The sequence below is a fragment of the Mariniluteicoccus endophyticus genome (assembly GCF_054780035.1).
The window spans coordinates 118,758-143,601 of record NZ_BAAGXC010000020.1 but is presented as its reverse complement, the minus strand read 5'-3'; the positions used below and the strand labels follow the sequence as shown (position 1 = coordinate 143,601).

Annotated in this window: 26 protein-coding genes; 16 read left to right on the top strand and 10 right to left on the bottom strand. The window is 70.2% G+C overall.

The genetic code is table 11. The features are described from left to right. Positions 1 to 158: 158 nt before the first annotated feature. Genes ACYVGD_RS10030 through ACYVGD_RS10020 form a run of 3 tightly spaced genes read right to left on the bottom strand, consistent with a single transcriptional unit; the run spans position 159 to position 3,330 of the window. Complete coding sequence (locus tag ACYVGD_RS10030) at positions 159 to 1,511, bottom strand: ABC transporter substrate-binding protein (protein WP_460743351.1); 1,353 nt, start codon at positions 1,509 to 1,511, stop codon at positions 159 to 161. A 57-nt stretch (positions 1,512 to 1,568) separates the two neighbouring features. After that, complete coding sequence (locus ACYVGD_RS10025; protein WP_460743349.1) at positions 1,569 to 2,441, bottom strand: carbohydrate ABC transporter permease; 873 nt, start codon at positions 2,439 to 2,441, stop codon at positions 1,569 to 1,571. After that, positions 2,428 to 3,330, bottom strand: a complete 903-nt coding sequence (locus tag ACYVGD_RS10020) for a carbohydrate ABC transporter permease (RefSeq protein ID WP_460743347.1) — start codon at positions 3,328 to 3,330, stop codon at positions 2,428 to 2,430. Before ACYVGD_RS10020 ends, ACYVGD_RS10025 begins: the two co-directional genes overlap by 14 nt. Before the next feature lie 123 nt (positions 3,331 to 3,453). Between ACYVGD_RS10020 and hemW the strand changes: the two genes are divergently transcribed. Then, positions 3,454 to 4,668: a radical SAM family heme chaperone HemW gene (hemW, locus tag ACYVGD_RS10015; RefSeq protein ID WP_460743345.1), complete on the top strand. Its 1,215-nt coding sequence runs from the start codon at positions 3,454 to 3,456 to the stop codon at positions 4,666 to 4,668. Between the two features lie 15 nt (positions 4,669 to 4,683). On the opposite strand, the gene ACYVGD_RS10010 is transcribed toward hemW, so the two are convergent. Further along, positions 4,684 to 4,875 carry a hypothetical protein gene (locus ACYVGD_RS10010; protein WP_460743343.1) on the bottom strand — a complete coding sequence of 64 codons (192 nt, stop codon included), beginning with the start codon at positions 4,873 to 4,875 and terminating at the stop codon, positions 4,684 to 4,686. A 124-nt stretch (positions 4,876 to 4,999) separates the two neighbouring features. Between ACYVGD_RS10010 and ACYVGD_RS10005 the strand changes: the two genes are divergently transcribed. After that, positions 5,000 to 5,857 (top strand): DUF3097 domain-containing protein, encoded by an 858-nt coding sequence (locus tag ACYVGD_RS10005; RefSeq protein ID WP_460743341.1) that lies wholly within the window; start codon positions 5,000 to 5,002, stop codon positions 5,855 to 5,857. A 28-nt stretch (positions 5,858 to 5,885) separates the two neighbouring features. Here the strand turns inward: ACYVGD_RS10005 and ACYVGD_RS10000 are convergent, their stop codons facing one another. After that, complete coding sequence (locus ACYVGD_RS10000) at positions 5,886 to 6,959, bottom strand: LacI family DNA-binding transcriptional regulator (RefSeq protein WP_460743339.1); 1,074 nt, start codon at positions 6,957 to 6,959, stop codon at positions 5,886 to 5,888. Between the two features lie 80 nt (positions 6,960 to 7,039). Between ACYVGD_RS10000 and ACYVGD_RS09995 the strand changes: the two genes are divergently transcribed. Next, on the top strand, positions 7,040 to 7,834 hold the full coding sequence (locus ACYVGD_RS09995; RefSeq protein ID WP_460743337.1) for an inositol monophosphatase family protein: 795 nt from the start codon (positions 7,040 to 7,042) through the stop codon (positions 7,832 to 7,834). Between the two features lie 18 nt (positions 7,835 to 7,852). Here ACYVGD_RS09995 and ACYVGD_RS09990 read toward each other — a convergent pair whose 3' ends face one another. Beyond that, positions 7,853 to 8,752, bottom strand: coding sequence for an MBL fold metallo-hydrolase (locus tag ACYVGD_RS09990; RefSeq protein WP_460743335.1), 900 nt, complete (start codon positions 8,750 to 8,752; stop codon positions 7,853 to 7,855). A gap of 68 nt (positions 8,753 to 8,820) precedes the next feature. On the opposite strand from ACYVGD_RS09990, the gene hrcA reads away from it, so the two are divergent. The 6 genes from hrcA to ACYVGD_RS09960 are packed head-to-tail and all read left to right on the top strand — an operon-like array spanning position 8,821 to position 14,445. Next, positions 8,821 to 9,837: a heat-inducible transcriptional repressor HrcA gene (gene hrcA / locus ACYVGD_RS09985; RefSeq protein WP_460743333.1), complete on the top strand. Its 1,017-nt coding sequence runs from the start codon at positions 8,821 to 8,823 to the stop codon at positions 9,835 to 9,837. Between the two features lie 11 nt (positions 9,838 to 9,848). Then, on the top strand, positions 9,849 to 11,012 hold the full coding sequence (dnaJ, locus tag ACYVGD_RS09980; RefSeq protein ID WP_460743331.1) for a molecular chaperone DnaJ: 1,164 nt from the start codon (positions 9,849 to 9,851) through the stop codon (positions 11,010 to 11,012). Then, positions 11,009 to 11,746 (top strand): 16S rRNA (uracil(1498)-N(3))-methyltransferase, encoded by a 738-nt coding sequence (locus tag ACYVGD_RS09975; protein WP_460743329.1) that lies wholly within the window; start codon positions 11,009 to 11,011, stop codon positions 11,744 to 11,746. Before dnaJ ends, ACYVGD_RS09975 begins: the two co-directional genes overlap by 4 nt. A gap of 2 nt (positions 11,747 to 11,748) precedes the next feature. After that, the gene (locus ACYVGD_RS09970) at positions 11,749 to 12,117 is read left to right on the top strand and encodes a hypothetical protein (protein WP_460743327.1); all 369 of its coding nucleotides are present in this window, start codon (positions 11,749 to 11,751) and stop codon (positions 12,115 to 12,117) included. A gap of 19 nt (positions 12,118 to 12,136) precedes the next feature. Beyond that, positions 12,137 to 13,432, top strand: coding sequence for a tRNA guanosine(34) transglycosylase Tgt (gene tgt / locus ACYVGD_RS09965; RefSeq protein WP_460743325.1), 1,296 nt, complete (start codon positions 12,137 to 12,139; stop codon positions 13,430 to 13,432). Next, a complete protein-coding gene (locus tag ACYVGD_RS09960; RefSeq protein WP_460743323.1) occupies positions 13,429 to 14,445 on the top strand; it encodes a nucleoside hydrolase in 1,017 nt (338 codons plus the stop codon). The genes tgt and ACYVGD_RS09960 overlap by 4 nt, the downstream gene beginning before the upstream one ends. On the opposite strand, the gene ACYVGD_RS09955 is transcribed toward ACYVGD_RS09960, so the two are convergent. Next, positions 14,432 to 15,133: a queuosine precursor transporter gene (locus tag ACYVGD_RS09955; RefSeq protein ID WP_460743405.1), complete on the bottom strand. Its 702-nt coding sequence runs from the start codon at positions 15,131 to 15,133 to the stop codon at positions 14,432 to 14,434. The genes ACYVGD_RS09960 and ACYVGD_RS09955 overlap by 14 nt on opposite strands. Before the next feature lie 210 nt (positions 15,134 to 15,343). Continuing rightward, a complete protein-coding gene (locus ACYVGD_RS09950; protein ID WP_460743321.1) occupies positions 15,344 to 15,769 on the bottom strand; it encodes a hypothetical protein in 426 nt (141 codons plus the stop codon). A 48-nt stretch (positions 15,770 to 15,817) separates the two neighbouring features. Here ACYVGD_RS09950 and ACYVGD_RS09945 point away from each other — a divergent pair, with 48 nt between their 5' ends. The 7 genes from ACYVGD_RS09945 (at position 15,818) to ACYVGD_RS09915 (ending at position 22,661) form a co-directional block, all read left to right on the top strand. Further along, on the top strand, positions 15,818 to 16,267 hold the full coding sequence (locus ACYVGD_RS09945) for a DUF5709 domain-containing protein (RefSeq protein ID WP_460743319.1): 450 nt from the start codon (positions 15,818 to 15,820) through the stop codon (positions 16,265 to 16,267). A gap of 179 nt (positions 16,268 to 16,446) precedes the next feature. Continuing rightward, positions 16,447 to 17,394, top strand: coding sequence for a PhoH family protein (locus tag ACYVGD_RS09940; protein WP_460743317.1), 948 nt, complete (start codon positions 16,447 to 16,449; stop codon positions 17,392 to 17,394). Beyond that, positions 17,391 to 17,849 carry an rRNA maturation RNase YbeY gene (gene ybeY, locus ACYVGD_RS09935; RefSeq protein WP_460743315.1) on the top strand — a complete coding sequence of 153 codons (459 nt, stop codon included), beginning with the start codon at positions 17,391 to 17,393 and terminating at the stop codon, positions 17,847 to 17,849. Before ACYVGD_RS09940 ends, ybeY begins: the two co-directional genes overlap by 4 nt. Position 17,850: 1 nt before the next feature. Further along, a complete protein-coding gene (locus ACYVGD_RS09930; RefSeq protein WP_460743313.1) occupies positions 17,851 to 19,188 on the top strand; it encodes a hemolysin family protein in 1,338 nt (445 codons plus the stop codon). A 272-nt stretch (positions 19,189 to 19,460) separates the two neighbouring features. Beyond that, a complete protein-coding gene (gene era / locus ACYVGD_RS09925) occupies positions 19,461 to 20,399 on the top strand; it encodes a GTPase Era (RefSeq protein WP_460743311.1) in 939 nt (312 codons plus the stop codon). 48 nt (positions 20,400 to 20,447) lie between these two features. Next, positions 20,448 to 21,863, top strand: a complete 1,416-nt coding sequence (gene argG, locus ACYVGD_RS09920; protein WP_460743309.1) for an argininosuccinate synthase — start codon at positions 20,448 to 20,450, stop codon at positions 21,861 to 21,863. A gap of 21 nt (positions 21,864 to 21,884) precedes the next feature. After that, the gene (locus ACYVGD_RS09915; RefSeq protein ID WP_460743307.1) at positions 21,885 to 22,661 is read left to right on the top strand and encodes an IclR family transcriptional regulator; all 777 of its coding nucleotides are present in this window, start codon (positions 21,885 to 21,887) and stop codon (positions 22,659 to 22,661) included. 4 nt (positions 22,662 to 22,665) lie between these two features. Here the strand turns inward: ACYVGD_RS09915 and ACYVGD_RS09910 are convergent, their stop codons facing one another. Beyond that, positions 22,666 to 23,586 carry a beta/alpha barrel domain-containing protein gene (locus ACYVGD_RS09910; protein WP_460743305.1) on the bottom strand — a complete coding sequence of 307 codons (921 nt, stop codon included), beginning with the start codon at positions 23,584 to 23,586 and terminating at the stop codon, positions 22,666 to 22,668. Next, entirely contained in the window at positions 23,583 to 24,842 is a 1,260-nt protein-coding gene (locus ACYVGD_RS09905; RefSeq protein ID WP_460743303.1) for a CaiB/BaiF CoA transferase family protein, read from the bottom strand. Before ACYVGD_RS09905 ends, ACYVGD_RS09910 begins: the two co-directional genes overlap by 4 nt. Between the last annotated feature and the right edge of the window lie 2 nt (positions 24,843 to 24,844).

Genomic DNA, 24,844 nt, shown 5'->3' with positions numbered 1-24,844 from the left:
TCGGGCGAGCGCCCATTGCGCAAGTTGGAGATGCTAAAAGCCAACGTGGTGCTCAACCACGCCTGACGGCGTGGGCCCGCCGGCAGCTGGGCGATCACGGACGACGCGACCCCGCCCGGGGGGCGGGGTCGCGTCGATCGACCAGTGGGGGGAGGGGCTCAGCCCTTCATCGCCTTGTTGGCGTCGTCCTGGGCCTTCTTGAGGCCCTCGGCGACCGGCGTGCGGCCGAGGAAGATCTCGTCGAACGTCGGCTTCCACGCCTTGAACGCGGCCGAGTAGTTCGGGCCGGCCGGCGGACGCGTGGTCTGGCCCTGGCCGGCCTTGGCGAACAGGCTCGGGTCGACGTTCTTGCCCTTCCAGAACTCCTGGAACGCGGGCTGGGCGCTGGAGACGGCCGGCAGCGCGGCGCCGGTGGAGCCGATGAACGACGCTCCGTCCTTCGAGCCGAGCCACTGCAGCACCTTCAGGGTGGCGTCCTTGTTCTTGGTGCCCGCGTTGCCGCACACGACCACGGAGTTGACCACCGACACGGCCCCCTTGGGGCCCTTGGGCATGGGGACGATGCCCCACTCGAACTTCGCGCCGTCGGCCACGTTCTTGAGGTTGTAGACACCCGACTGGAACATGGCGATCTTGCCCTGCAGGAACTGGTCGCGGGTGAAGTCGCCGTCGGAGTTGGTGTTGGCCGCGTCGGGGGACACCTTGTCGGTGTTGATCAGCTTCACCAAGTATTCGAAGGCCTGGACGCCCTCCGGCGAGGCGAAGGTGAAGTTGTTGTCCTTGTCCTGGAACGCGCCGCCGTTGGAGCCCAGGAAGTTGTAGTAGATGCCCTGCAGGTCCTGGGCCGCGGAGTAGCCCCACGTGCCGGGCTTCGAGCCGTCGAACCCGGGATCGTCGGCGCTCTTGCCGGCGGCGTCGACGGTGAGCTTCTTCGCGGTCGCGGTGAGGGTGTCGCCGCTGCCATCGGGCGACCAGACCAGCGAGGAGATGTCCTCGGGCTTCAGCCCGGCCTTGGCGAGCAGCTCCTTGTTGTAGTACAACGCGATGCCGCCGTCGGTGAGCTGGGGGACGCCCATCAGCTTGCCGGAGTAGGTGTATTGCTCGACCGCGGCCGGCACCCAGTCGGACCTGAGCGGAGCGAACTCGCCGCCGATCTCGAGGATGTTGTTGTTCTTGATGTAGGGCTCGATGTAGGAGCCGTTGATCATGAAGATGTCGTCGGCCTGCCCGCCCGACATGTCGGTGCGCAGCTTGTCGAAATAGGACGAGTAGGGGACCGTCGTGACCTTCACCGTGATGCCCGGGTTCTTCTTGGAGAACTCCGCGAACGACTGCTCGTACGCCTTGGCGACCTGTTCGTCCCACACGCGGACGGTGACGGTGGTCGACCCGCCCTGGCCGCCGCTTTGGCCCTGCTGCTGGGCGGGCGAGCACGCGGTAACGCTGACCGCGGCGGCGGCGATCCCGGCGAGCGCGCCGAGGGCGCTGCGCCGGCTGAAGTTTGTAGTCATAGCACTCCTCGTTCGTGGGGTCGGTCGACCCCGGGGGTCACACGACTCGGTGGCGGATCACTTGAAACCCGTCAACGAGATCGAGCTGATGATGTTGCGTTGGAAAATCAAGAACACCAGCAGCAGGGGAGCCATGGCGACGGTCGTGGCCGCCATGACGAGGGTCCAGTTCGCGTTGTACTGGCCCTGCAGCGCAGCGGTCGCGACGGTCACCGTCTGCCAGTCCCTGCCGGTGGTGATAATGAGTGGCCACATGAAGTTATTCCAGTGAGACACGATCGTGATGATCGTGAGCGTGGCGATGATGGGCCGCGACATCGGCACGACGATGAGCCACAGGATGCGCCACATGCCGGCCCCATCCATCTTCGCGGCGGCGATGATGTCGTCGGGCACGCCACGGAAGTATTCGCGCAGCAGGAACACCGCGTACGGCGATCCGAAGACGAACGGCAGCACCAGCGCCCAGAACGTGTTTGCCAGGCCTGCCTTGGTGAACATCGTGTACAGCGGGATGACGGTGACGGCCTGCGGGATCATCAGCGTGGCCAGATAGACCCAGAACAGCGCGTCGCGCCCGCGGAACTCCAGCTTGGCGAACGCGTACGCCGCCATGATCGAGAAGACCAGCTGTCCCGCGAGGATCACGGCGACGACCTGTGCGGTCACGAGGACGGGGGAGACGAAGCCGTTCTGTCCGAACAGCCGGGTGAAGTTCTCCGTCGTCCACGGGTTCGGCGGGTTCAGCGCCGGTTCGGAGGCCATCTGGGACGGCGACTTGAACGCCGTCATGAACGACAGCCCGAAAGGCGCGAGGGTCAGCACCGCACCGGCCAGCAGGATCGCGTACGTCGTGATGTCGGCCACGACGCCCCGGCGCACACCGGGGCGTCGCGTCCGCGGGGTGATGGTCGGGTCAGCTGAGGTCATAGGTCACCCGGCTCGAGAAGTAGCGCTGCTGCAGCAGCGTGATGACCACGAGGATCGCGAACAACACCAGCGCCATCACCGAGGCGCGGCCCAGGTTGAACCCGCCCTGGAAGGCCTCGAGGTAGATGCGCGCGGCGATGACGTCGGTCGAGCGCTGCGGGCCGCCGTTGGGGGTCAGCGCGTACACGTGGTCGAACGCCTGGAAGCTGGAGATGACGCCGGTCACGAGAACGAAGAACATCGTCGGCCCGAGCAGGGGGAGCTTGACCCGCCAGAACGTCTGCCAGGAGCTGGCCCCGTCGAGGCGGGCCGCCTCGAGCAGCGACTCGGGGATGCCGGCGAGCCCGGCGAGGAAGAACAGCGTGGTGTAGCCGACCTGCGACCAGATCGAGACCGCAGCGACGGCGGGTAGCGCGAGGTCGGGGTTGGTCAGCCAGTCGATGTTGCGGCCGAGGATCGTGTTGAGCGCGCCGTTGTAGGGCGCAAAGATCCATTTCCACACCACGCCGAGCGCCAGCGGGGCGCAGATCCACGGGATGACGTAGATGACGCGCAGGATCGTCGATCCGGGCAGGCCGCGCGACAGCAGCACGGCGGCGAACAGGCCCAGCGCGGTCTGGAGCGGGATGACCATCAGCACGAACAGCAGCGTCACGAGCAGCGAGTGGCCGAACACGGGCTCCGAGAGCACCGACACCCAGTTGTCGAGGCCCACGAAGCGCATGGGGCCGAGCAGGTCCCACTGGTTCATCGAGAGCCACACGACCAGCAGGATCGGCAGCAGGAGGAAGCCGACGATCCCGACGAGACTGGGGGCCAGCAGGGCCCACGCGACGGGGGCGTCGCGGCGGGCCCGGGCACGTCCCGGTGCGCGCTGTGCGGTCGACATGGGGTCGAGCATAGTTGAAATTTTGAGGTCGGCGTGCATTTCGTGGTCGTTGACGGGTCAACGAATTCCCTAGTCAACCCACGAATGCCCCCTGGCAACGGGGTCTGCGCCTAGGGTGTGGGCGTGACTCCGTCGACACTTCCCGAGGGTGATCCCGTGCCGTCGGACGGGTCGCTGCCCGCCGCCTCGCTGGCTGAGGTAGGCACGCGCCCGTTCTCGGTCTACCTCCACGTGCCGTTTTGCCGCACCCGCTGCGGTTACTGCGACTTCAACACCTATACCGCCTCCGAGCTCGGTCCCGGCGCCTCTCACGACGACTACGTCGACTCCGTCCTGCGCGAGATGGAGCTGGCCGCCCGGGCGCTCGACGGGCGCACCCCGGCGGTCTCCACGCTGTTCGTCGGAGGCGGTACGCCGACCCTGCTGCCGCCGGCCGAGCTGGGGCGGCTGGTCGCCGGCGTACGCGACGCCTTCGGGCTCGCGCCGGATGCCGAGGTGACCACCGAGTCCAACCCCGAGTCCATCGACGCCGCCGGGCTCGCCGCCCTCGTCGAGCAGGGCTTCACGCGCATCTCGTTCGGCATGCAGTCGGCCAGCGAGCACGTGCTGCGCGTGCTCGACCGCGTCCACACTCCCGGGCGCCCCGTCGAGGCGGCCCGCGAGGCCCGGGCCGCAGGGTTCTCCTCGGTCAACCTCGATCTGATCTACGGCACCCCGGGGGAGTCGGTCGACGACTGGCGGCGCACGCTCGACGTCGCGCTGTCGGCCGAGCCCGACCACGTCTCGGCGTACGCACTCAGCGTCGAGGACGGCACCCGGCTGGCCGCCGACATCCGGCGCGGCCGGCTGCCGATGACCGACGACGACCTGCACGCCGAGCTCTACGAGGTGGCCGACGCAGTGTTCACCGGGCAAGGGTTTGCGGCCTACGAGGTCTCCAACTGGGCCCGCGGTGCGGCGCACGAGTGCCGGCACAACCTGGCGTACTGGCTCGGCAACGACTGGTGGGGTTTCGGGCCGGGCGCCCACTCCCACGTGGGCGGCACACGGTTCTGGAACGTCAAGCACCCCGTCGCGTACGCGGGGCGGCTGGCACAGGGGGAGAGCCCGGCGTACGCGCGGGAGGTGCTGGACGCCGAGACGCGCCGGGTCGAGCGCGTGCTGCTGGAGCTGCGCCTGGCACGCGGCCTGCCGCTGGAGGTCCTGACCTCGTCGGAGAGCGGGCGCGTCGACGACCTCGTGGCGCGCGGCCTCGCCTCCACTGGGGAGGGCATGCTGCGGCTCACCGCGGCGGGGCGCCTGCTCGCCGACGGGGTTGTCCGCGACCTGCTGGACTGATCGATCGTCGGAGGATCACTCGCTCCACACCAGAACGTGGTCGGCGAGCTGGCTGAAATCGATGGGCCTGCTCGCCGCGCCGTGCCGCGGGCGGTCGCGGGTCCACGCGTCGCGCAGCGAGCAGCCGAGCTCGGCGTGCCGCATCAGCGGCGGCAGGTCGTCGATGACCACGGTCATGTCCACGTGGTTGACCGGCGCGTTGGTCACGGGGCGGATGGGGCGCCACCGGTACGCCGAGGCCCGCACCCGCGACGACGGTCCCGCGACGAGGCCTGAGCGCTCGGCGGCGTGCCTCCGCTGGACCTCGGCGTACGCGACCTAGCCTCGTCCGGTGCCGAACGATCGCTACTCCCGTGACGTCCTGAGACCCGGCTGGCAGAAGGCCGGGAAGCCGCAGACCACCGAGCTGGTGGTCGAGCCAGACATGGTCCTCGAGGACCCGGCGTCGGGCTACGTCGGCGCCGTGGTGCGCTGGGAGAACGGCCTGGTGATCCTCGAGGACCGCAAGGGCAAGCAGCGCGCGTTCCCGATGGGGCCGGGGTTCTGGTACGAGGGCAAGCCGGTCAGCATCAAGGCGCCCGGCAAGAAGGCCGCTCCGCCCAGGTCGCTGACCCACACCGCGTCCGGCTCGCGGCGCAGCAAGGACACCTCGGCGAAGGTCGCGCTGCCGTCGCGGATCTACGTCGAGGGCCGCCACGACGCCGAACTGATCGAGAAGGTGTGGGGCGACGACCTTCGCCACGTCGGCGTGGTGGTCGAGTTCCTCGGCGGCATCGACGACCTTCCCGCCATCGTGGAGAAGTTCGCGCCCACGACGGGGCGACGCCTCGGCGTGCTCGCCGACCACCTCGTCGCGGGCTCGAAGGAGCAGCGGATCGCAGACGCCGTCACCTCCGGGCCGTACGCCGACTTCGTCTTCGTCACCGGCCACCGGTTCATCGACATCTGGGCCGCGGTCAAGCCCGAGCGCGTGGGGCTGCAGGAGTGGCCCCACATCCCCAGGGGGCAGGACTGGAAGTCGGGGATCTGCGCCCACCTCGGCCTGCCGCACCGCAACCAGACCGACATCGCGAAGGCGTGGCAGGCCATCCTGGCGCGCGTGAACTCGTGGAACGACCTCGACCCGAAGCTGCTGACCGAGATCGAGAAGCTCATCGACTTCGTCACCCAGGACCACATCGAGATGTGATCCCCGACCGGGCCGCCCCAGATCGCTCTCAGGCCGGGGCCGGACCGGTGGTCGTGCGCTCCACGAGGTGGATCGGCAGCACGACCTGGCGCGGCTGGAGGTCGGGGTCGACCAGAAGCTGGCCCACCCGGAACCCCTTCTCCCTGATCGGCTGGTGGACCGTTGTCAGCCCGGCGGTCTCGGCATCGGGGATGTCGTCGACGCCGCACACCGACACGTCCTCGGGCACGCGTACGCCGGCCTCCTCCAGACGGGCCAGGACGCCGAGCGCCAGCACGTCGCTGATGGCCACGATCGCCGTGGGCAGCCCGTGCGCGAGCAGGTGGTCGGCGGCCGCGCGACCTGACTCCAACGAGTTGGAGCCGCCCTGCACCACGTCGACCTCCGCCCCCGGAAGCGACTCGACGACACCGCGGACGCGGACGTGGAACATCGCGTCGAGCGGGGTGAGCGGGGCGTCCCGCGCGTCTTCAGGGCCCACGTGGGCCAGCCGCTCGATCGGGGCCCCGGGTTCGCGGCCCGAGTCGAGCACGACTGCAACCCTTCGATGCCCCAGCGCGGCCAGGTGGGTGCCGAGGAGGCGTCCGGCGCCCTCGTCGTCGATGGCGACGTAGTCGGTCGCGCTGTTGGCGAACGTCCCGACGAACGGCACCTCGCGGCGGCGCGCGAGCTCGCGGAGGTCGTCGTTGTGCATGAGACAGATCTCGGACAGCCCGTCGATGTTGGCCCGGCGCAGCGCGGCGAGGTCGGCCTCGCGGTCCGACCGGGAGGGCAGCAGGAGCAACGCCATGCCCGAGTCCTCGCAGGCCTCGGTCATGCCCGCCAGGAAGGCGACGGCGAAGGGGTCGGAGAACGCGTAGTGGAGGTGGTGGCTCAGCAGCAGCCCGACCGCCCCCGAGTGGCCCGAGCGCAGCGACTGCGCGGCGGCGCTGGGCCCGTCGTAGCCGAGATCGGAGGCCCGCGCGAGGATTCGTTCGCGCAGCGCAGCCGACAGCTGGTCTGGCTTGTTGTAGGCGTTCGACACGGTCGCGGGGGACACGCCGAGGTCCTCGGCGATGGTCTTGATGGTGACGCGCACTCCGTCCTCCCGCTGGTGAGTCATGACCGATCCAGACGCGACCGTATCGGATGCGGGGCGGACCCCTCGTCCGTTCGCGCGGACGATCCGCAAGGATTGGGTGCATGACTGCGCCGACCGACGCCATCACCGACCTCATCTGGGACGTCGCCGAGCGGGTGGTCCGCCCCCGTTGGCGGTCGCTGGACGACTCCGAGGTCCGCGAGAAGGCCCCCGGCGACCTGGTGACCGTGGCCGACCACCAGGCTGAGGCCGAGCTCACCGCGGCCCTTCAGCAGATGGCCCCCGGCGTGCTCGTCGTCGGCGAGGAGGCCACCGCCGCCGACGCCTCGCTGCTCGAACAGCTGTGTGATACCGAGCACGCGTTCGTCGTCGACCCGGTCGACGGCACCAAGAATTTCGTCGAGGGCCGCGAGCAGTACGCGCTGATGGTCGGCGAGGTCCGCCACGGCCGCCCGGTGCGGGGCTGGATCGTCCAGCCCGAGCTCGACCGCACCTTCGTGGCCGAGCGCGGGGCGGGGCTGCTGTGCAACGGCGAGCGCGTACGCCGCGAAGCCCCCGCTCTGGGCGCGCTGCGGGGAGCCACCTCGCATCGACGGCTCCTCGGCGACCCGGTGCCCGGCGTCGTCGACCCGCTGGACTTCACGTTCTACTCGTGCGGCATCGACTACCCCCATGTGGCCACGGGCGGCTGGGACTTCCTGATCTATCGCAACCTGAAGCCGTGGGACCACGTGCCGGGCACGCTCATGGTGGAAGAGGTCGGCGGTCACGTCGCGACCACCGACGGGCAGCCGTACGTCGCGGGGTCGCCGATGGTCGGCCAGCTGATCGCCGCGGCGTCGAAGGAGGCGTGGGACCTCGCGTACCAGGTCCTGGCCGACCCCGCGCAGGTCTGACCAGCCCCTCTCGGGTCATCAGTCCCCGAGGTCGCCCTTGACGATCGGCAGGCGCGTGCGTACGCCGAGCGCGTTCATCTCGCGGTAGGCGGTACGCACACCCTCGGCGATGTTCGGCCAGGGCAGCGCCCACTCGCCGCGCTCCTCGGCGTCGTCGAACGAGACGCCCTCCTGCACGAGGTGCTCCGCCTCGTAGGGGATCGAGGCCAGCGCGCCCATCTGGGCGACGAGGTCGTCGCGGCCGGCGACCCGCCCGTGGCCCGGGACGACGACGGTCTCGGCGGTGACCATGCCCATCGTGAGGTTCAGCACCCCGGCCCAGCCGCGCGGCGACGACTCGGCCGAGAACCACGGCGCCTCAGGATCGCCGGCGAACTCCACCAGGTCACCGGCGAACAGTACGTTCGCGCCCGGCACGAGCGCCAGCACGTCGCCGTCGGTGTGGGCCTCGCCCAGGTGGAGCGCCTCGACGCGCACGCCGCCGCCCAGGTCGATCGCCGCGGCCAGCGAGAACATCGTCGAGGGCGCGACGACGTCGTCGCGGTCGACGCCGAGGCGGATCAGGTCGGCGAGGAGGTGGTCGGCGCAGCGGCGCCCCTCGAGCGACTCGTGGCCCCACGTCTCGAGATCGGCGAAGGCGGCGAGGCCGAACCAGTGGTCGCGGTGGCCATGGGTGACCAGCGCGCCGGCGAGGGGGATGTCGGTCACCCTGGCCACGGCCTCGCGGATCGCCCGCCCCTGCGCGGGGCTGGAGCCGGTGTCGACCACGAGGCAACGCTCGGTGCCGACGACCAGACCGATGTTGACGCGGTCGGGCTCGGCCACGGCCACGTGGACGCCGGGTGCGACCGCGGACCAGGGGCCGAGAGAGGCCTCGTCGTCGCGGGTCTGGTTCGCGTTACCGGTGCTCGGTTCCATAGCCGCTAGACTGGCACTCGGCTCGGGCGAGTGCCAACCCGGGTGCGACGACCAGGGGAGGAGGGGCTGTGCTCGACGACCGCAAGATGCAGGTGCTGCGTGCCATCGTCAGCGACTACGTGTCCTCCCGTGAGCCCGTCGGCTCGAAGGCGCTCGTCGACCGCCACAACCTCGGCGTCTCGCCGGCCACCGTCCGCAACGACATGGCCGCCCTCGAGGAGGAGGGCTACATCACCCAGCCCCACACCTCGGCCGGACGCATCCCGACCGACAAGGGGTACCGGCTCTTCGTCGACAAGCTGGCCGCCATCAAGCCCCTCAGCGTCGCCGAGCGCCGCGCGATCCAGACGTTCCTGTCGGGGGCGGTCGACATCGACGACATCGTCACGCGGACCGTGCGCCTGCTGGCGCAGATCACCCAGCAGGTCGCGATCGTGCAATACCCGATCCTGGCCAACACGACCGTCCGCCACATCGAGCTCGTCTCGCTGAGCGCCGACCGGGTCCTGCTCATCGTCATCAACTCCGCCGGTCGCGTCGAGCAGCGGGCGATCGAGCTGCCCGTCCACACCGAGGACGACCTGACGCGCCTGCGCGGCCGGCTCAACGAGGCCGCGAGCGGCAAGACCACCGCCCAGGCAGCGGCCGACGTCGCCCTGCTGACGTCGTCGACCCGCCCCGACGAGCAGGCCATGACGGCCCTTTGCATCGCCGCCCTCCTCGAGGTGCTCGGCACGGGCACGACGTCGCGCGTGGTCGTCGGCGGCGTACCCAACCTGACCCGCTTCGGCGACGAGTTCGAGCTGACCGTCAAACCGGTGCTCGAGGCGCTCGAGGAGCAGGTCGTGCTGCTCAAGCTCCTCGGCGAGGCATCGACGTCCGACGACGTCACCGTCCGCATCGGCCAGGAGAACCCGGTGACCGGCCTCCAGACCACGTCGGTGGTCGCGGCGGCGTACGGCAACCACGACGACCTCTGGGCCGGGCTCGGCATCATGGGCCCGACCCGCATGGACTATCCCTCCACCATGGCCTCCGTACGCGCAGTCGCGCGCTACGTCGGCCGCTTCTTGAACGAAGGATGACGACCCACCACATGAGCGACTTCTACGAGACCCTCGGGGTGTCCCGCGACGCGACGGCCGACCAGATCAAGAAGGCCTACCGTCGCATGGCCATGCAGTACCACCCCGACGTGGCCAGCGAAGAGGGGGCCGCCGAGAAGTTCAAGGCGGTACAGGAGGCCTACGACGTCCTGTCCGACCCGAACAAGAAGGCCATCTACGACCGCGGTGGCGACCCCAACCAGCGCGGCGGCTTCGGCGGCGGGTTCCCCGGCGGCGGTTTCGGCGGCTTCGGCGGCGGGGGCTTCGGATCGTTCTTCGACGCGATGCGCACGGCCAGCTCGCACGGGCCGCGCTCGCGCGTACGCCGCGGCCAGGATGGCACCGTCCGGCTGCGCATCGACCTTCACGAGGCGGCGTTCGGTGCGACCAAGCAGGTCAAGGTCGACACCGCGGTGCTGTGCCCACGCTGCACCGGATCGGGCGCGCAGGAGGGCTCGAAGCCCGAGACCTGCACGACGTGCCGCGGCCAGGGCGAGGTCATCAGCGTCGTCAGCACCATCCTGGGCGACATCCACACCGCGCGCCCCTGCCCGCGCTGCCAAGGGTTCGGCACGATCATCCCGCACCCCTGCACCGAGTGCGACGGCGACGGGCGCATCCGCTCGACGACCGAGCTGTCCGTCAAGGTCCCGCCGGGCGCGCACGACCGTCTGAACCTCCGCATGGCCGGCCGCGGGGAGGTCGGGCCGGGCGGCGGCGAGGCCGGTGACCTCTACGTCGAGCTGTCGGTGAACGAGCACCCGGTCTTCCGCCGCGACGGCGACAACCTCGAAATGGTCGTCAAGGTGCCGATGACTGCGGCCGCGCTCGGCACGACGATGACCATCAAGACCCTCGAGGCCGACTGGCCCGAGTCGGACGAGGCCGACCGAACGGTCGAGCTCGAGGTGCCTGCTGGAACCCAGTCCGGCACGCGCGTGACCATCGACGGCCGCGGCATCCGCAACATCCAGACGGGTCGCACCGGCGACATCGGCGTCACGTTCCTCGTCGAGACCCCTACCCGGCTCAACGAGGAGCAGCGCGAGCTCCTGCGCCGCCTGGCGAGCCTGCGCGAGGAAACCTCGGTCGACCCTTACGCCCAGCACCGCCGGGAGAAGGGCGGCGTCTTCGGCCGCCTGTTCAAGGGATGACGCGCCCACTGTTCCTCGCCCCGCTGCCCGACCCGCTCCCCACGGTCGGGTCGGCGTTCCGCCTCGACGGCGACGAGGGCCGTCACGCTGCTGTGGTGCGGCGCATCACGGCGGGGGAGGAGCTGGTCGTCGGTGACGGCGCCGGCCGCGGGGTCGGCGTACGCGTGGTCGCCGCCGACAAGCAGGGCCTCGACCTCGAGGTCACCGAGCACGTGGGCGCGCCCGAGCCCGGCGTACGCGTCGTCGCCGTCCAGGCGCTGGCCAAGGGCGACCGGTCCGACCTGGCCATCGAGATGCTCACCGAGGTCGGCGCCGACGAGGTCGTGCCGTGGCAGGCCAACCGCTCGATCGTGCGCTGGCAGGGCGAGCGCGGCGAGAAATCACTCAACAAGTGGCGCGCCACCGTGCGCGAGGCCGCCAAGCAGAGTCGTCGCCTGCGGACCCCCGAGGTCTCGGTGATGGTGACGACTCGACAGCTCGCCGCGCGCATGCGCGAGACCGCCCTGGTGCTGGTCCTCCACGAGGAGGCGAACGCCACGCTGGCCGACGTCGACCTCCCCGCCGAGGGTGAGGTCATGCTGGTCGTGGGACCCGAGGGCGGGATCGCACCCGAGGAGCTCGAGGCCTTCGTGGCCTCCGGGGCGCGTACGGTGCTCGTCAACGATGGCGTCCTGCGGACCTCCACGGCCGGCGCCGTGGCCGTCGGCTGGGTCCGTCTTCGACCGAAGGAGTGACGATGAGGATCGTGCGCATGGCTCTGGTGCCGCTGCTCGCGCTGGCGCCGTTGGCGCTGACCGGTTGCGGGGGAGCGAACTACAAGTGCTCGGGCAACAACTGCACCGTGACCTTCACCAAGCCCGGGTCGTCGGTCCAGGTCGGCAAGAAGACCAAGAGCTACCGCGCCAACGGCAAGCGGCGTACGCGGACGACCGACCAGGGCGTCCGCATGCAGCTCATCGCGGCCGAGGCGAACCAGGCGCGCATCTCGGTCGGCGGCACGCCCTTGACGTGCCGTGCCGGACAGACGGTCACCGCGCCGCGCGCGACCCTGACGTGCACCGAGGTCTCCGCCCAGAAGGTCGTCGCCCGCGCCGTCGTGCGCTGAACCCGTATCCTTGCCGGTCATGACCGGTTTCGGATTCTCTGTCGGTACCCGCCTCGAAGACCGCCACGGGCGGACCGGCGTGATCACCACGCCGCACGGCGAGATCCGTACGCCGGCGTTCATCGCCGTGGGCACCAAGGCGACCGTCAAGACGCTCACGCCCGTCCACATCCGCGACGTGGGTGCCCAGGCGGTGCTGGCGAACGCTTACCACCTCTACCTGCAGCCCGGTGCCGACATCCTCGACTCCGCCGGTGGGCTGGGGTCGTTCATGGGCTGGGGCGGGCCCACCTTCACCGACTCCGGTGGCTTCCAGGTGATGAGCCTCGGGGCGGGATTCAAGAAGGTGCTCGCCATGGACACCTCCCGGCTGACCAACGACGACGTCATCGCCGAGGGCAAGGAGCGCCTCGCGCTGGTCGACGACGACGGGGTCACGTTCAAGTCGCACCTCGACGGCGCGCAGCACCGGTTCACCCCGGAGGTGTCGATGCAGGTCCAGCACCAGATCGGCGCTGACATCATGTTCGCCTTCGACGAGCTGACGACGCTGATGAACACCCGCGCCTACCAGGAGGAGTCGCTGGAGCGTACGCGGCTGTGGGCCGAGCGCTGCCTCGCCGAGCACCGCCGCCTCACCGAGGAGCGCGTCGGCAAGCCCTATCAGGCTTTGTTCGGCGTGCTGCAGGGTGCCCAGTACGAGGACCTGCGCCGCAAGGCCGCCCGCGACCTCGGCGCCATGGAGGTCGACGGCCAGCGATTCGACGGGTTCGGTATCGGCGGTGCGCTGGAGAAGGAGAACCTCGGCACGATCGTCGGCTGGGTGTGCGACGAGCTGCCAGAGGACCGTCCGCGCCACCTGCTGGGCATCTCCGAGCCCGACGACTTCTTCGCCGCGATCGAGACGGGCGCCGACACGTTCGACTGCGTCCAGCCCTCGCGCGTGGCCCGCAACGCGGCGATCTATCACCCCGGCGGCCGGTTCAACATCAACACTGCGGCCAACCGCCGCAACTTCGACCCGATCGACCCCGACTGCGACTGCTACACGTGCGCGAACTTCAGCCGCGCATACCTGCACCACCTGTTCAAGGCCAAGGAGATGACCGGCTTCACGCTGGCCACGATCCACAACGAGCGGTTCACGATCCGGCTGGTCGACGACATCCGGCGGGCGATGGAGGACGGCGACTTCGAGGCCTTCCGCGACGAGTTCCTGGGCCGCTTCTACGCTAAGAAGCGTGCGGCCCAGGCCCCCGAGCGGGCGGGCCTGGCCCCCTCGCTCTCAGAGCGAGCGCAGCGAGACGAGGAATGACCAGGCGACTGGTCGCCGACGTCGACACCGGCATCGACGACGCGATCGCGCTGGCCTGGCTGTGCGGGCGCGACGACGTCGACCTCGTGGCCGTGACGACCAGCGCCGGCAACACCACCGCGGCAGAGGCGGCCGCCAACAGTGCGGGAGTGCTGGAGCTGTGCGGGCGCGGGGACGTGCCGGTCGTCGTGGGTACGCCGGCCCCGGTGCAGGTCCCGCTCGTCGTGACGCCTGAGACCCACGGGCCCAGCGGCCTGGGGTACGCCCACCTGCCCGAGGTGCCTGCCGGCCGCGTACGCCCGGACGGGTTCCTCGACACGTGGCTGGACGCGTTCCGGTCGGCTCCCGGCGAGGTCGACCTGCTGGTGACCGGCCCGCTGACGAACCTGGCGGTCGCCCTGCGGGCCGAGCCGCGGCTGCCCGACCTCGTCGGCCGCGTGACGATCATGGGTGGCGCGTTCGAGCACCCCGGCAACACCACGCCCACCGCCGAGTGGAACACGTGGGTCGACCCGCACGCGGCGGCCGAGGTGTACGAGGCGTGGACCGGCCGCCCCGAGCCGACGCTTCCGGTGGTCTGCGCGCTCGAGACGACCGAGTCGATCGAGCTGCGCCCCGCCGACCTCGATGCGCTGGCGGCCGCCCGCGGCGTACGCGCCCCAGGCCTGCGCCCCGACGGGCCGCGCGACCTGCCGCCCAGCGACACCGGCGATGCTGTCGTGGACCTGCTGGCCGACGCCCTCAGGTTCTATTTCGAGTTCCACGACGACTACGGCTACGGCTATCTGGCGCAGGTCCACGACCTGTTCGCGGCGATGGTCGCGCTGGACGCGGTGGATGTCTCGACAATGACCACGTGGGTGGGCGTCGAGACGACCTCGGAGCTCACGCGCGGCACGACGGTGCGTGACCGCCGGCGGCTCCTGGGCCACGCACCGAACGCCCGTGTGGTCACCGGAGTCGACCCGGCCGCGGTGCGGGCCGAGCTGACCGAGCGGCTCAGCCCTCGGTGACCGTCCCGTAGCTGGGGTCGTGCCGCTTGATCCAGCGGATGACGGCGATGGTGACCGGCATGACTGCGTACTCCACCAGGGTCTTGTACAAGAACCCGAAGAACGTGTAGTTCGCCCACTGCCCGACGCTCGAGATGCCGATGGCCGACGCGGCGACGGTGCAGAACACCAGCGTGTCGACGAGCTCGCCGACACCCGTCGACGACATCAGGCGCGCGACGAGGCCCCGCTCCCTCGTGCGCTTCTTCATCGCCAGCATGATGAGCGTGTTCGCCGACTGTCCACCGGCATAGCCGAGCAGCCCGGCGACGACGACCTGCCACACGGGACCCAGCGCGCCCTCCAGCGAGGCCTGCTTGTGGACGCCGAAGTCGTCGGTGAAGCCCGGCAGGGCGATGATCGCGGCGTAGCAGAGCACCGAGGCGATGTTCGCCGCGAAACCGGCGAAGATCGCGCGGCGCGCGGCCCGGCCCCCGTAGATCTCGGTGATGACGTCGCCGAGGATGTAGGCCAGCGGGAACAAGAAGAAGCCGCCGTCGGTGATCACCGGTCCCAGCACGACCCCCTTCGAGGCGCCGATGCCCGACAGGATGACGACGACGCAGATGGTCGCAAGCATGTACGCGTAGCGGGGCGAGCCCGCATCGGCGAAGACTGCGCGGTCGGGCGAGGTCGGCGGGGGGTCCAGGGGCGACGGGCTGTCCTGCGTCGACGGGGGGACGGGCGTGGGCTCTTCGGTCACGAAGGGGCATCTTATGTGTTTTCGGCCATCAGGTTGGTGACAGTCGGCCGATCGGGGCTGGCCGCCGAGAGGGGTGTGTCTTTGTTCAGGGTCTCGTGCACGAGCCTGTGGTGACGTCGCAGGATCCGCGACAGCGTCCGGACCGGGACGCCATTCTCAGCGGCAAGCGGTCCGGGGCTCCCCCTCGGTGCCGGTGACGGGGTTCCACGGAAGCCGGTGGCGCTCGACACCTCCGGGTAGCCGTGGGTCATGCCGGCCACTCGTGGGCCCAGCCGACGAGGTCCGAGGGCACACGAGCCCCACGTAGGAGGCGGTGGGCAGCGTCTGCGGCATCGTCTCGACCTCGCTGGCATCGTTGGCGGCGAGCAGCTGGCCGTCGGACATCGCGGGCAAGGCGAGCGTGGCCGCCGAGGTCCCGCGGTCGGCGACAGGGCGGGTACGCGGACGAGCCGCCCGTCGGCGTGTCCGTCCGCGTGCCCTGAAGCCGCCCCAGTGCAGCAGCGATTCCCGCAGGTCGTCCATGGAAGCGACCTGTACGCCGACGGCGCGCGAGCGGAGCTGGGTGCGTACGAGGGCGTCCACGGTGTGACCGGGTGACGGGATCTTCCCGGTGGTGGGACAATGGGCCACATGACCGAGATCAACGACGACTTCGTTCCCGACGAGTCCGAGCAGCTCGACCAGCTCGATCCGTCGCAGTCACTGCTCGACCGCGGTGTGGCCGACCCGCTCGACGAGGGCTACATCGCCCCCGACGACTGGTCTCCGGCCGAGGGATACGGCAACACCGCCGCCGAGATGCGCGATGGCGAGACTTTGGCGATGCGCCTCAAGCAGGAGGTCCCTGACACCGTTGCCGATGCCGACGAGAGCGTCGAGGACATCGAGAACGAGTCGCCCGCGGAGATCGGCTTGGTCCGGGCCGGCCGACTGGTCGACGCCAACCACGGCTACCCCGGTGAGGACCGCGAGGCCCAGCTCGTCGGCGAGGACGTCGGCATCGACGGCGCCGCGGCGAGCGCCGAGGAGGCCGCGATGCACGTCATCGACGAGGAGTGGGAGGGCACCCGGGGCCAGTAGGGGAACCAACCGGCGTGCCGCTGTCGGGGGCGCTCACTACACTGTGTCTACGCACGCGCGGACGCGCTGCACCATGCGACACCGACACGGAGGCTCCCATCAGACCCGAACAGGTCGACCACCCCGGACAGGCCGGCGCGCCGGCGTCCCGACGCATCACGATCCCGGCGTCGATCGACATGGTCCACATCCTCGGACCTGCCGACTCCTTCCTGCGCGCGCTGGAGGCCGAGCTTGACGCCGACATCCACGTCCGCGGCAACGACATCACGCTCACCGGATCACCGGAGGACCTGGCACTGGGGGCCGACGTCATCACCGAGATGGTGGCGGTCATCCGCACCGGGCAGGGCCTCACCGGCGACGCGGTCGAGCGCATCATCGGCATGATGCGCGACCACGAGGCCGAGAGCCCCGCCGAGGTGCTCACCGCCAACATCCTGTCGAGCCGGGGCAAGACCATCCGGCCCAAGACGCTCAACCAGAAGCGCTACGTCGACGCGATCGACCACCACACAGTCGTGTTCGGCATCGGCCCGGCCGGCACGGGCAAGACCTATTTGGCGATGGCCAAGGCGGTCCAGGCGCTCCAGAACAAGGACGTCAACCGCATCATCCTGACGCGCCCCGCGGTCGAGGCCGGTGAGCGCCTGGGCTTCCTGCCGGGTACGCTCACCGACAAGATCGACCCCTACCTGCGCCCGCTGTACGACGCGCTCCACGACATGCTCGACCCTGACTCGATCCCGCGCCTGCTGACCGCCGGCACGATCGAGGTCGCCCCGCTGGCCTACATGCGCGGCCGCACCCTCAACGACGCGTTCATCATCCTCGACGAGGCCCAGAACACCTCGATGGAACAGATGAAGATGTTCCTGACGCGTCTCGGCTTCAACTCCAAGATCGTCGTCACCGGCGACGTCACCCAGGTCGACCTGCCCGGCGGCACCCAGTCGGGCCTGCGCGGCGTCCAGGACATCCTCGACGGCGTCGAGGACATCGCGTTCTGCCAGCTCACCAACCACGACGTCGTACGCCACCGCCTCGTCGGGCGGATCGTGGCCGCGTACGACCGGTTCGAGACCACCAGGCCCGTGAAGGCCCACCAGAGGAAAGGACGCCCGTGACCGTCGAGCTCAACAACGAGTCCGGTGCCGAGCTCGACGAACACGGTCTCGTCGCTCTCGCCACGTTCGTGATGGACGAGCTGCGGATCCATCCCCAGGCCGAGCTGTCGATCCTCATGGTCGACGAGGACACGATGTCGGCCTATCACGAGAAGCACATGGGGGAGCCCGGGCCGACCGACGTGCTGTCCTTCCCTATGGACGAGCTGCGCCCGCCGGCCGACGACGAGGAACCGCCGATCGGCCATCTCGGTGACGTGGTGCTGTGCCCGGCGGTGACGGGCCGCCAGGCCGCCGAGCACGGACGCGAGCCGGCCGATGAGGCCGAATACCTGCTGGTTCACGGCATGCTCCACCTGCTCGGCTACGACCACGCGACCGATGAGGAGAAGGCCGAGATGTTCGGCCTCAAGGACGACCTGATCGCGGCGTGGGGCCAGCAGCGGAGCCGATGACGTGACGACGTTCCACATCGTCCTGCTGCTCGTCTCGCTGGTGCTGGCCGTCGCGGCCGGCCTGCTGGCGGCCGCGGAGTCGGCGCTGTACTCGTTCTCGAAGGCGCGCGCCGAACACCTCGTCGAGGAGGAGCGGTCGGGGGCGAAGCGGCTGCTGTCGATCACCGAGGACCCGGCGCCCTACCTCAACACCGCGCTGTTCCTGCGCACGCTGTTCGAGATCACCTCGATCGTGCTGGTCTCGCTCGTGGTCTTCTCCCACGTCGAGCCGCTGTGGCAGCGGTTGCTGATCACCATCGGCGTCATGGTGCTGGTGTCGTTCATCGCGTGGGGCGTGGCCCCGCGTACGCTCGGCCGCCAGCACCCCGACGCGGTCGCCTGCGCGGCGGCCGGACCCATCGCGTTCCTCAACACGATCCTCGGACCGCTGCCCCAGCTGCTGATCCTGCTCGGCAACGCCCTGACCCCGGGTCGCGGCTTCTCCGACGGCCCGTTCGCGTCCGAGGCCGAGCTGCGCGAGCTCGTCGACAAGGCCGTGGCCAGCGACCTCATCGAGGCCCGGGAGCACCGGATGATCAACTCGGTGTTCGACCTCGGCGACACGATCGTCAAGGAGGTCATGGTCCCGCGCACCGACGTCGTGTTCATCGAGGAGCACAAGACGCTTCGTCAGGCCCTGTCGCTGGCGCTGCGCTCCGGCTTCTCCCGCATCCCCGTCATCGGCGAGGGGGGACTCGACGACGTGGTGGGCGTCCTCTATGTCAAGGACGTCATGAAGCGCGTCTACGACAACGCCACTGCCCAGACCTCCGAGCGGGTCGCGTCGATGATGCGTGCGCCGGTGTTCTGCCCCGACTCGAAGCCGGTCGACGAGCTGATGCGTGAGATGCAGCTGACCCGCTCCCACCTCGTGATCGTCGTCGACGAGTTCGGCGGCACGTCGGGTCTGGCGACCATCGAGGACATCCTTGAGGAGATCGTCGGCGAGATCGTCGACGAGTACGACGCGGAGGTGCCGCCCGTCCGGGAGCTCGGCCCCGACCGCTACCGCGTGCTGTCGCGCCTGCCGCTCGACGAGGTGGGGGACCTGTTCGGCCTCGAGCTCGAGGACGAGGACGTCGACTCCGTCGGCGGCCTCATGGCCAAGGAGCTCAACAAGGTGCCGATCCCGGGTTCGGTCGTCCAGGTCCACGGCCTTGAGCTCACCGCCGAGCGGGGGACCGGGCGTCGCAACCAGGTCGGGACGGTCCTTGTCACACGCCTCCTGGGCGAGGACGAGGAGCCGGGCGTTTCCGCCGCCGCGGCCCTTGCCGCCGAGTCGGCCGACCGGGCGACCTAGGTCTTTCCCTCCCCCGGCGGGCGTTCCCACGTCGCAGGCCCCGCGTCGTCGGAGTCTGCTGCTCTCACGGCCGGCGTACAACCAGTCGCCCTCGGTCGACGGCCAGCGACCCTCCTGCCAGTCTCCGGCAGCGGCACGGAGAACCGTGGCGGCGTGCGACGGCCTCAGTCTCGGGCGGTGCGGCGACGTGCGGCTGGGACACGGGCCGAGCCTGGGGCCGGGTGGGGTCGGCGGGTGCGCAAGTGGCGCGGGTGGGGGAGAATGGTCGAATCATGGAACTCACCAATGCTCCCGAGGGCTTCCGCTCCGGCTTCGCCTGCTTCGTCGGCCGCCCGAACGCTGGCAAGTCGACCCTGACCAACGCGCTCGTCGGCTCGAAGATCGCGATCACGTCGAACAAGCCGCAGACGACGCGTCACGCCATCCGCGGCATCGTCCATCGGCCCGACGCCCAGCTGGTGCTGATCGACACCCCGGGTCTGCACAAGCCGCGCACGCTGCTGGGGGAGCGTCTCAACGACCTCGTCCACGACACCTGGTCGGAGGTCGATGTCATCGGCGTCTGCCTGCCCGCCGACCAGCGCATCGGTCCGGGCGACACGTTCCTCGTCGGTGAGATCGCCAAGCTCGAGCGTCGCCCGAAGCTCGTGGCGCTGGCCACCAAGTCCGATCTCGTCGGCGACACGCGCATGCGGGAGCACCTCATGGCCATCCAGGCGCTGGAGGAGAAGCTCGACATCACGTGGGAGCACATCGTGCCGGTGTCGGCCGTGGAGGGCGCGCAGGTCGACGACGTGTGCGACGTGCTGGTGTCGCTGCTGCCGGAGGGCCCGCAGTACTACCCCGACGGCGAGATCACCGACGAGCCCACCGAGACGCTGGTGGCCGAGATCATCCGTGAGGTCGCGCTGGAGGGCGTACGCGACGAGCTGCCCCACTCGATCGTCGTCACCATCGAGGAGATGGGGCTGCGTGAGGGGCGACCCGACGACAAGCCGCTGCTGGACATCTTCGCCAACCTCATCGTCGAGCGCGACTCCCAGAAGGGCATCATGATCGGCCACAAGGGCTCGCGCCTGCGCGAGGTCGGCACCGCGGCTCGGCACCAGATCACCGCGCTGCTCGGCACGCCGGTCCACCTCGACCTGCGCGTGAAGGTGCTCAAGGAGTGGCAGCGCGACCCCAAGTACCTCAACCGCCTCGGCTTCTGAGGAATACTCATTCGACACTCGGAATAGTTATGCGCTAGCGTGGGGGCCATGTCCAAGGTCTTGACGAGTCTCCCTGTCGGTGAGCGTGTCGGTATCGCCTTCTCGGGTGGTCTCGACACCTCGGTCGCTGTCGCGTGGATGCGTGAGAAGGGGGCCATCCCCTGCACCTACACGGCTGACATCGGCCAGTACGACGAGCCCGACATCGCGTCGGTGCCCAGTCGTGCCGAGCAATACGGCGCCGAGCTGTCGCGCCTGGTCGACTGCCGTGAGGCGCTGGTCGAGGAGGGCCTCGTCGCCCTCATGTGCGGCGCGTTCCACATCCGCACCGCCGGCAAGACCTACTTCAACACCACGCCGCTGGGCCGCGCCGTCACCGGCATGCTCCTGGTGCGCGCCATGAAGGAGGACGGCGTCGACATCTGGGGCGACGGGTCGACCTACAAGGGAAACGACATCGAGCGGTTCTACCGCTACGGCCTCATGGCCAACCCGAACCTGCGCATCTACAAGCCGTGGCTCGACACCGACTTCGTCAACGAGCTCGGCGGCCGCGACGAGATGAGTCAGTGGCTGTCCGAGCGCGACCTGCCCTACCGAGACTCCAAGGAGAAGGCCTACTCGACCGACGCCAACATCTGGGGTGCCACCCACGAGGCGAAACACCTTGAGCGCCTCGACTCGGGCCTCGACATCGTCGAGCCGATCATGGGTGTCGCGTCGTGGCGCGAGGACGTCGAGATCGCCACCGAGGAGGTCACGATCGCCTTCGAGTCGGGGCGCCCCGTGGCGGTCAACGGTGAGACGTTTGACAGCGCCGTCGCCCTGGTCATGAAGGCCAACGAGATCGGCGGACGCCACGGGCTCGGCGTCTCCGACCAGATCGAGAACCGCATCATCGAGGCCAAGTCGCGCGGCATCTACGAGGCCCCGGGCATGGCGCTGCTCCACATCGCGTACGAGCGGCTTCTGAACGCGATCCACAACGAGGACACGATCGCGAACTACCACAACGAGGGACGCCGTCTGGGCCGCCTCATGTACGAGGGCCGCTGGATGGACCCGCAGTCGCTCATGCTGCGCGAGTCGCTGGTGCGCTGGGTCGGCTCGGCCGTCACCGGAGAGGTCACGGTGCGCCTGCGCCGCGGTGACGACTACCAGTTCGTCAAGACCGACGGTCCCGCGTTCTCCTACCACCCCGACAAGCTGTCGATGGAGCGCGTCGGTGACGCCGCGTTCGGCCCCGAGGACCGCATCGGCCAGCTCACCATGCGCAACCTCGACATCGCCGACTCGCGCTCGCGCCTCGAGCAGTACGCCCAGATGGGCATCGTCGGCGGCGCGACCGCCGAGCTCGTCGGCGAGCTCGAGCAGGGCGGCGGCAAACAGATCGCCGGCGGCATCGGTCCCGACGACGACCAGGAGGCGCTCGACCGCGCGGCCATGGAGTTCGGCACCGACTGACCGACCCCCTAGGCTGTCGCCATGCCCGAGGAACGCAGCGCCGGCCAGCTGCTCGTGCTTGGCAAGATCAGCGCTATCCTCGACAGCTTCACGCTGGAACGTCCGGTGCTGAGCCTGGGCGACCTCCGAGAGGCGACCGGCCTTCCCGCCTCGACGCTCCAGCGGCTGGTGGCCAACCTGGTCGACGAGGGCTTCCTCGACCGGGACGCCCAGGGGTTGCGCATCGGCGTACGCGTGGCCTACTGGGCGGCCGCGGCGGCGCGAGGCGTCGACGTGCTCGAGGTCGTCCGGCCGGTGCTGTCAGACCTGCGTGACGAGCTGGGGGAGACCGCGTGCTTCTACCAGGCCTCGGCGGGAGTGCGGGTGTGCACGGCCGTCGCCGAGACCCGCCACGGCGTACGCCGGCCCATGCGAGTGGGGCAGGCGATGCCCGTCCACGCAGGCTCGGCCGGTCACGTGCTGCTCGCTCACGACCCGGAGCTGGCCGAACGGGTGCTGTCCGGCGGTCTCGCACCGCTCACGGAGCGGACGATCACCGATCCCGAAGCGCTCCGCAGGGCACTGGTGCAGGCCCGCGAGGACGGGTTCGCGATCACCGTCGGAGAACGCGAGTCGGGGGCGAGCGGACTCTCCGCCCCCGTGTTCGACGCCCATGCCGAGGTGGTGGGCGCGGTCACCGTGATGGGGCCGACGTTCCGCATGCCCAGCGGCCGACTCTCCGAGTGGGTCGAGCCGGTCGTCGGCGCCGCCCACCGGATCACCCGCATGCTCGGTGGGCGAGCCCCGACATCGTCCTGAGGGTTCAGCCGGCCGCAGCGAACGTCCAGCCGAATGACCCGGCCTTCGACCTCGCGCCCTGCGCGCTGCGGGACCGCGACTCCTGACCGAGCGACGCGAGGACCCCCTCGCCCAGTCCGACCAGCGTGCGGAACCCGTCCTGGTCGAGCCAGTCCGGGCGAAGGGCGAACACCAGGTCCTCCGTCGCGGTGTTGCCGGAGGCACCCGGCGCGAACGGGCAGCCGCCCAGGCCACCCAGCGCGCCGTCGACGGTGTCGGCACCCGCCTCGATGGCTGCCAGCGCGTTCGCGACCCCCATGCCCCACGTGTCGTGGCCGTGGAACGACACCGGTCGGTCCGCGGCCTCCACCACGACGTGGTGGACCAGGTCGCGCACCTCTGCCGGGTTGGCCTGACCCAGTGTGTCGGCGACGACGACGTCGGAGCAGCCCGCGCCACGCTCATCGGCGACGAGCGTCAGCACCCGTTCCGGGTCGACGGGTCCGGTGAACGGGCAGGTGAAGGCGGTTGCGAGGCACAGTTGTACGGCGACGTCATGCGCGGCGGCGATCTCCAGCGCCTCCGGCAGCGCGGCCATGCTCTGCTCGGTCGTCCGGGCGACGTTGGCGCGGTTGTGCTCGTCGGTCACGCTGAGGCAGTACTGCACCCCGCGTACGCCCGCCGCGGCGGCGCGAGCCACCTGGCCGGGCGTCGCGACCCAGACCCAGCACCGCTCCAGCTCCTCGGGGGTGAGGGCTGCGACGACCTCCAGGGTGGGGGCCATCGAAGGCACGAGGTCCGGGCGTGCCATCGACCCGATCTCCAGACTGTCGACACCCAGGGCGAGCAGCGCCCGGACCAGGCCGACCCGGTCAGCGGCCGACAGACGCCCGTCCGTCAGCTGCAACCCGTCGCGAAGGGTCACGTCACGGATGCGGGCGGTCACGGGGCCACCGCCCGTCCGGCGAGCTCGTCGGCCAGGTCTGTGGCCCTTGCGCGATCGAGCCCCAGCAGGTCCTCCAGCACCCCGACTGAGTCGGCACCGAGGTCGGGGCCGAGGTTGCGGATCGGCAGGGAACGGTCGCCGATGATCGGCGTGATGCCGGGGAAGGCCACCTCGCCGAGGTCCCGCTCGCCGTCGTCGGTCGGCAGGTACTGGACCATGGCCCGCTCGGTGAACTGCGGATCGGTGACGATGTCGCGGGCCCGGTGGATCGGGCCCGACGGGACCTGGGCGCGGTCGAGCTCCGCCAGCGCCTCGGCCGCCGTCCGACCGGCCGCCCAGCCGCCGATGGCCTCGTCGAGCTCGTCGCGACGCGCCCAGCGCCCGGCGTTGTCGCCCAGAGTCGGGTCGTCGGCGAGGTCGGGGCGGCCGACGAGCCGCATCAGCCGGCCGAAGATGCTGTCGCCGTTGCCGCCGACCACGATGCTCGCCCCGTCTCCGCACACGTACGAGTTCGTGGGGGCGATGCCCTCCAGCCGCCCACCCATGCGGTGGCGCTCGACTCCGTACGCGCTGTACTCCGGCACGAGTGCCTCCAGCGTAGAGAAGACCGCCTCGTGGAGCGCCACGTCGACCGTGCGCTGCCCGAGCGGGACGGAGGTCGGCTCACCCCGGCCCACCCCCAGCTCCGAGCGCTGGTAGAGCGCCATCAGCGTGCCGAAGGCTGCGTACAGTCCCGCGAGCGTGTCGCCGATCGACACGCCGACCCGGACCGGGGCCCGGTCGGGGTCACCCACGAGCTCACGCAGGCCCCCGTACGCCTCGGCCACCGACCCGAACCCGGGACGGGTCGCCAGCGGCCCGGTCTGTCCGTACGCCGACACGCGAGTCAGCACGATCCCGGGGTTGGCCTCCTCGAGCACGTCGGGCCCCAGACCCCATGCCTCGAGGGTTCCGGGACGGAAGTTCTCCAGCACGGCGTCGACCTGTCCGACGAGCTCCAGCACGGTGCGGCGGCCCGCCTCGGACTTCAGGTCGATGACGATGGAGCGCTTGTTGCGGTTGATCGTGCGGTGGAACAACGAGGTCGTCCCGCCGTGGAGGCGCCAGCGCCGCAACTCGTCACCGGTCCCCGGCCGCTCGACCTTGATGACGTCCGCGCCGAAGTCGGCCAACAGCCGGCCGGCGGTGGGCGCGGCGATGTAGTTGCCCAGCTCGAGGACGCGTACCCCGGCGAGCGGGGCGACGATGTCAGCCATGC

Coding starts and splice junctions, on each gene's coding strand:
- ACYVGD_RS10030 (WP_460743351.1), bottom strand. CDS start 1,511: ATGACTACAAACTTCAGCCGGCGCAGCGCCCTCGGCGCGCTCGCCGGG.
- ACYVGD_RS10025 (WP_460743349.1), bottom strand. CDS start 2,441: ATGACCTCAGCTGACCCGACCATCACCCCGCGGACGCGACGCCCCGGT.
- ACYVGD_RS10020 (WP_460743347.1), bottom strand. CDS start 3,330: ATGTCGACCGCACAGCGCGCACCGGGACGTGCCCGGGCCCGCCGCGAC.
- ACYVGD_RS10000 (WP_460743339.1), bottom strand. CDS start 6,959: ATGACTCACCAGCGGGAGGACGGAGTGCGCGTCACCATCAAGACCATC.
- ACYVGD_RS09995 (WP_460743337.1), top strand. CDS start 7,040: ATGACTGCGCCGACCGACGCCATCACCGACCTCATCTGGGACGTCGCC.
- ACYVGD_RS09990 (WP_460743335.1), bottom strand. CDS start 8,752: ATGGAACCGAGCACCGGTAACGCGAACCAGACCCGCGACGACGAGGCC.
- dnaJ (WP_460743331.1), top strand. CDS start 9,849: ATGAGCGACTTCTACGAGACCCTCGGGGTGTCCCGCGACGCGACGGCC.
- ACYVGD_RS09975 (WP_460743329.1), top strand. CDS start 11,009: ATGACGCGCCCACTGTTCCTCGCCCCGCTGCCCGACCCGCTCCCCACG.
- ACYVGD_RS09970 (WP_460743327.1), top strand. CDS start 11,749: ATGAGGATCGTGCGCATGGCTCTGGTGCCGCTGCTCGCGCTGGCGCCG.
- tgt (WP_460743325.1), top strand. CDS start 12,137: ATGACCGGTTTCGGATTCTCTGTCGGTACCCGCCTCGAAGACCGCCAC.
- ACYVGD_RS09960 (WP_460743323.1), top strand. CDS start 13,429: ATGACCAGGCGACTGGTCGCCGACGTCGACACCGGCATCGACGACGCG.
- ACYVGD_RS09945 (WP_460743319.1), top strand. CDS start 15,818: ATGACCGAGATCAACGACGACTTCGTTCCCGACGAGTCCGAGCAGCTC.
- ACYVGD_RS09940 (WP_460743317.1), top strand. CDS start 16,447: ATGGTCCACATCCTCGGACCTGCCGACTCCTTCCTGCGCGCGCTGGAG.
- era (WP_460743311.1), top strand. CDS start 19,461: ATGGAACTCACCAATGCTCCCGAGGGCTTCCGCTCCGGCTTCGCCTGC.
- argG (WP_460743309.1), top strand. CDS start 20,448: ATGTCCAAGGTCTTGACGAGTCTCCCTGTCGGTGAGCGTGTCGGTATC.
- ACYVGD_RS09915 (WP_460743307.1), top strand. CDS start 21,885: ATGCCCGAGGAACGCAGCGCCGGCCAGCTGCTCGTGCTTGGCAAGATC.
- ACYVGD_RS09905 (WP_460743303.1), bottom strand. CDS start 24,842: ATGGCTGACATCGTCGCCCCGCTCGCCGGGGTACGCGTCCTCGAGCTG.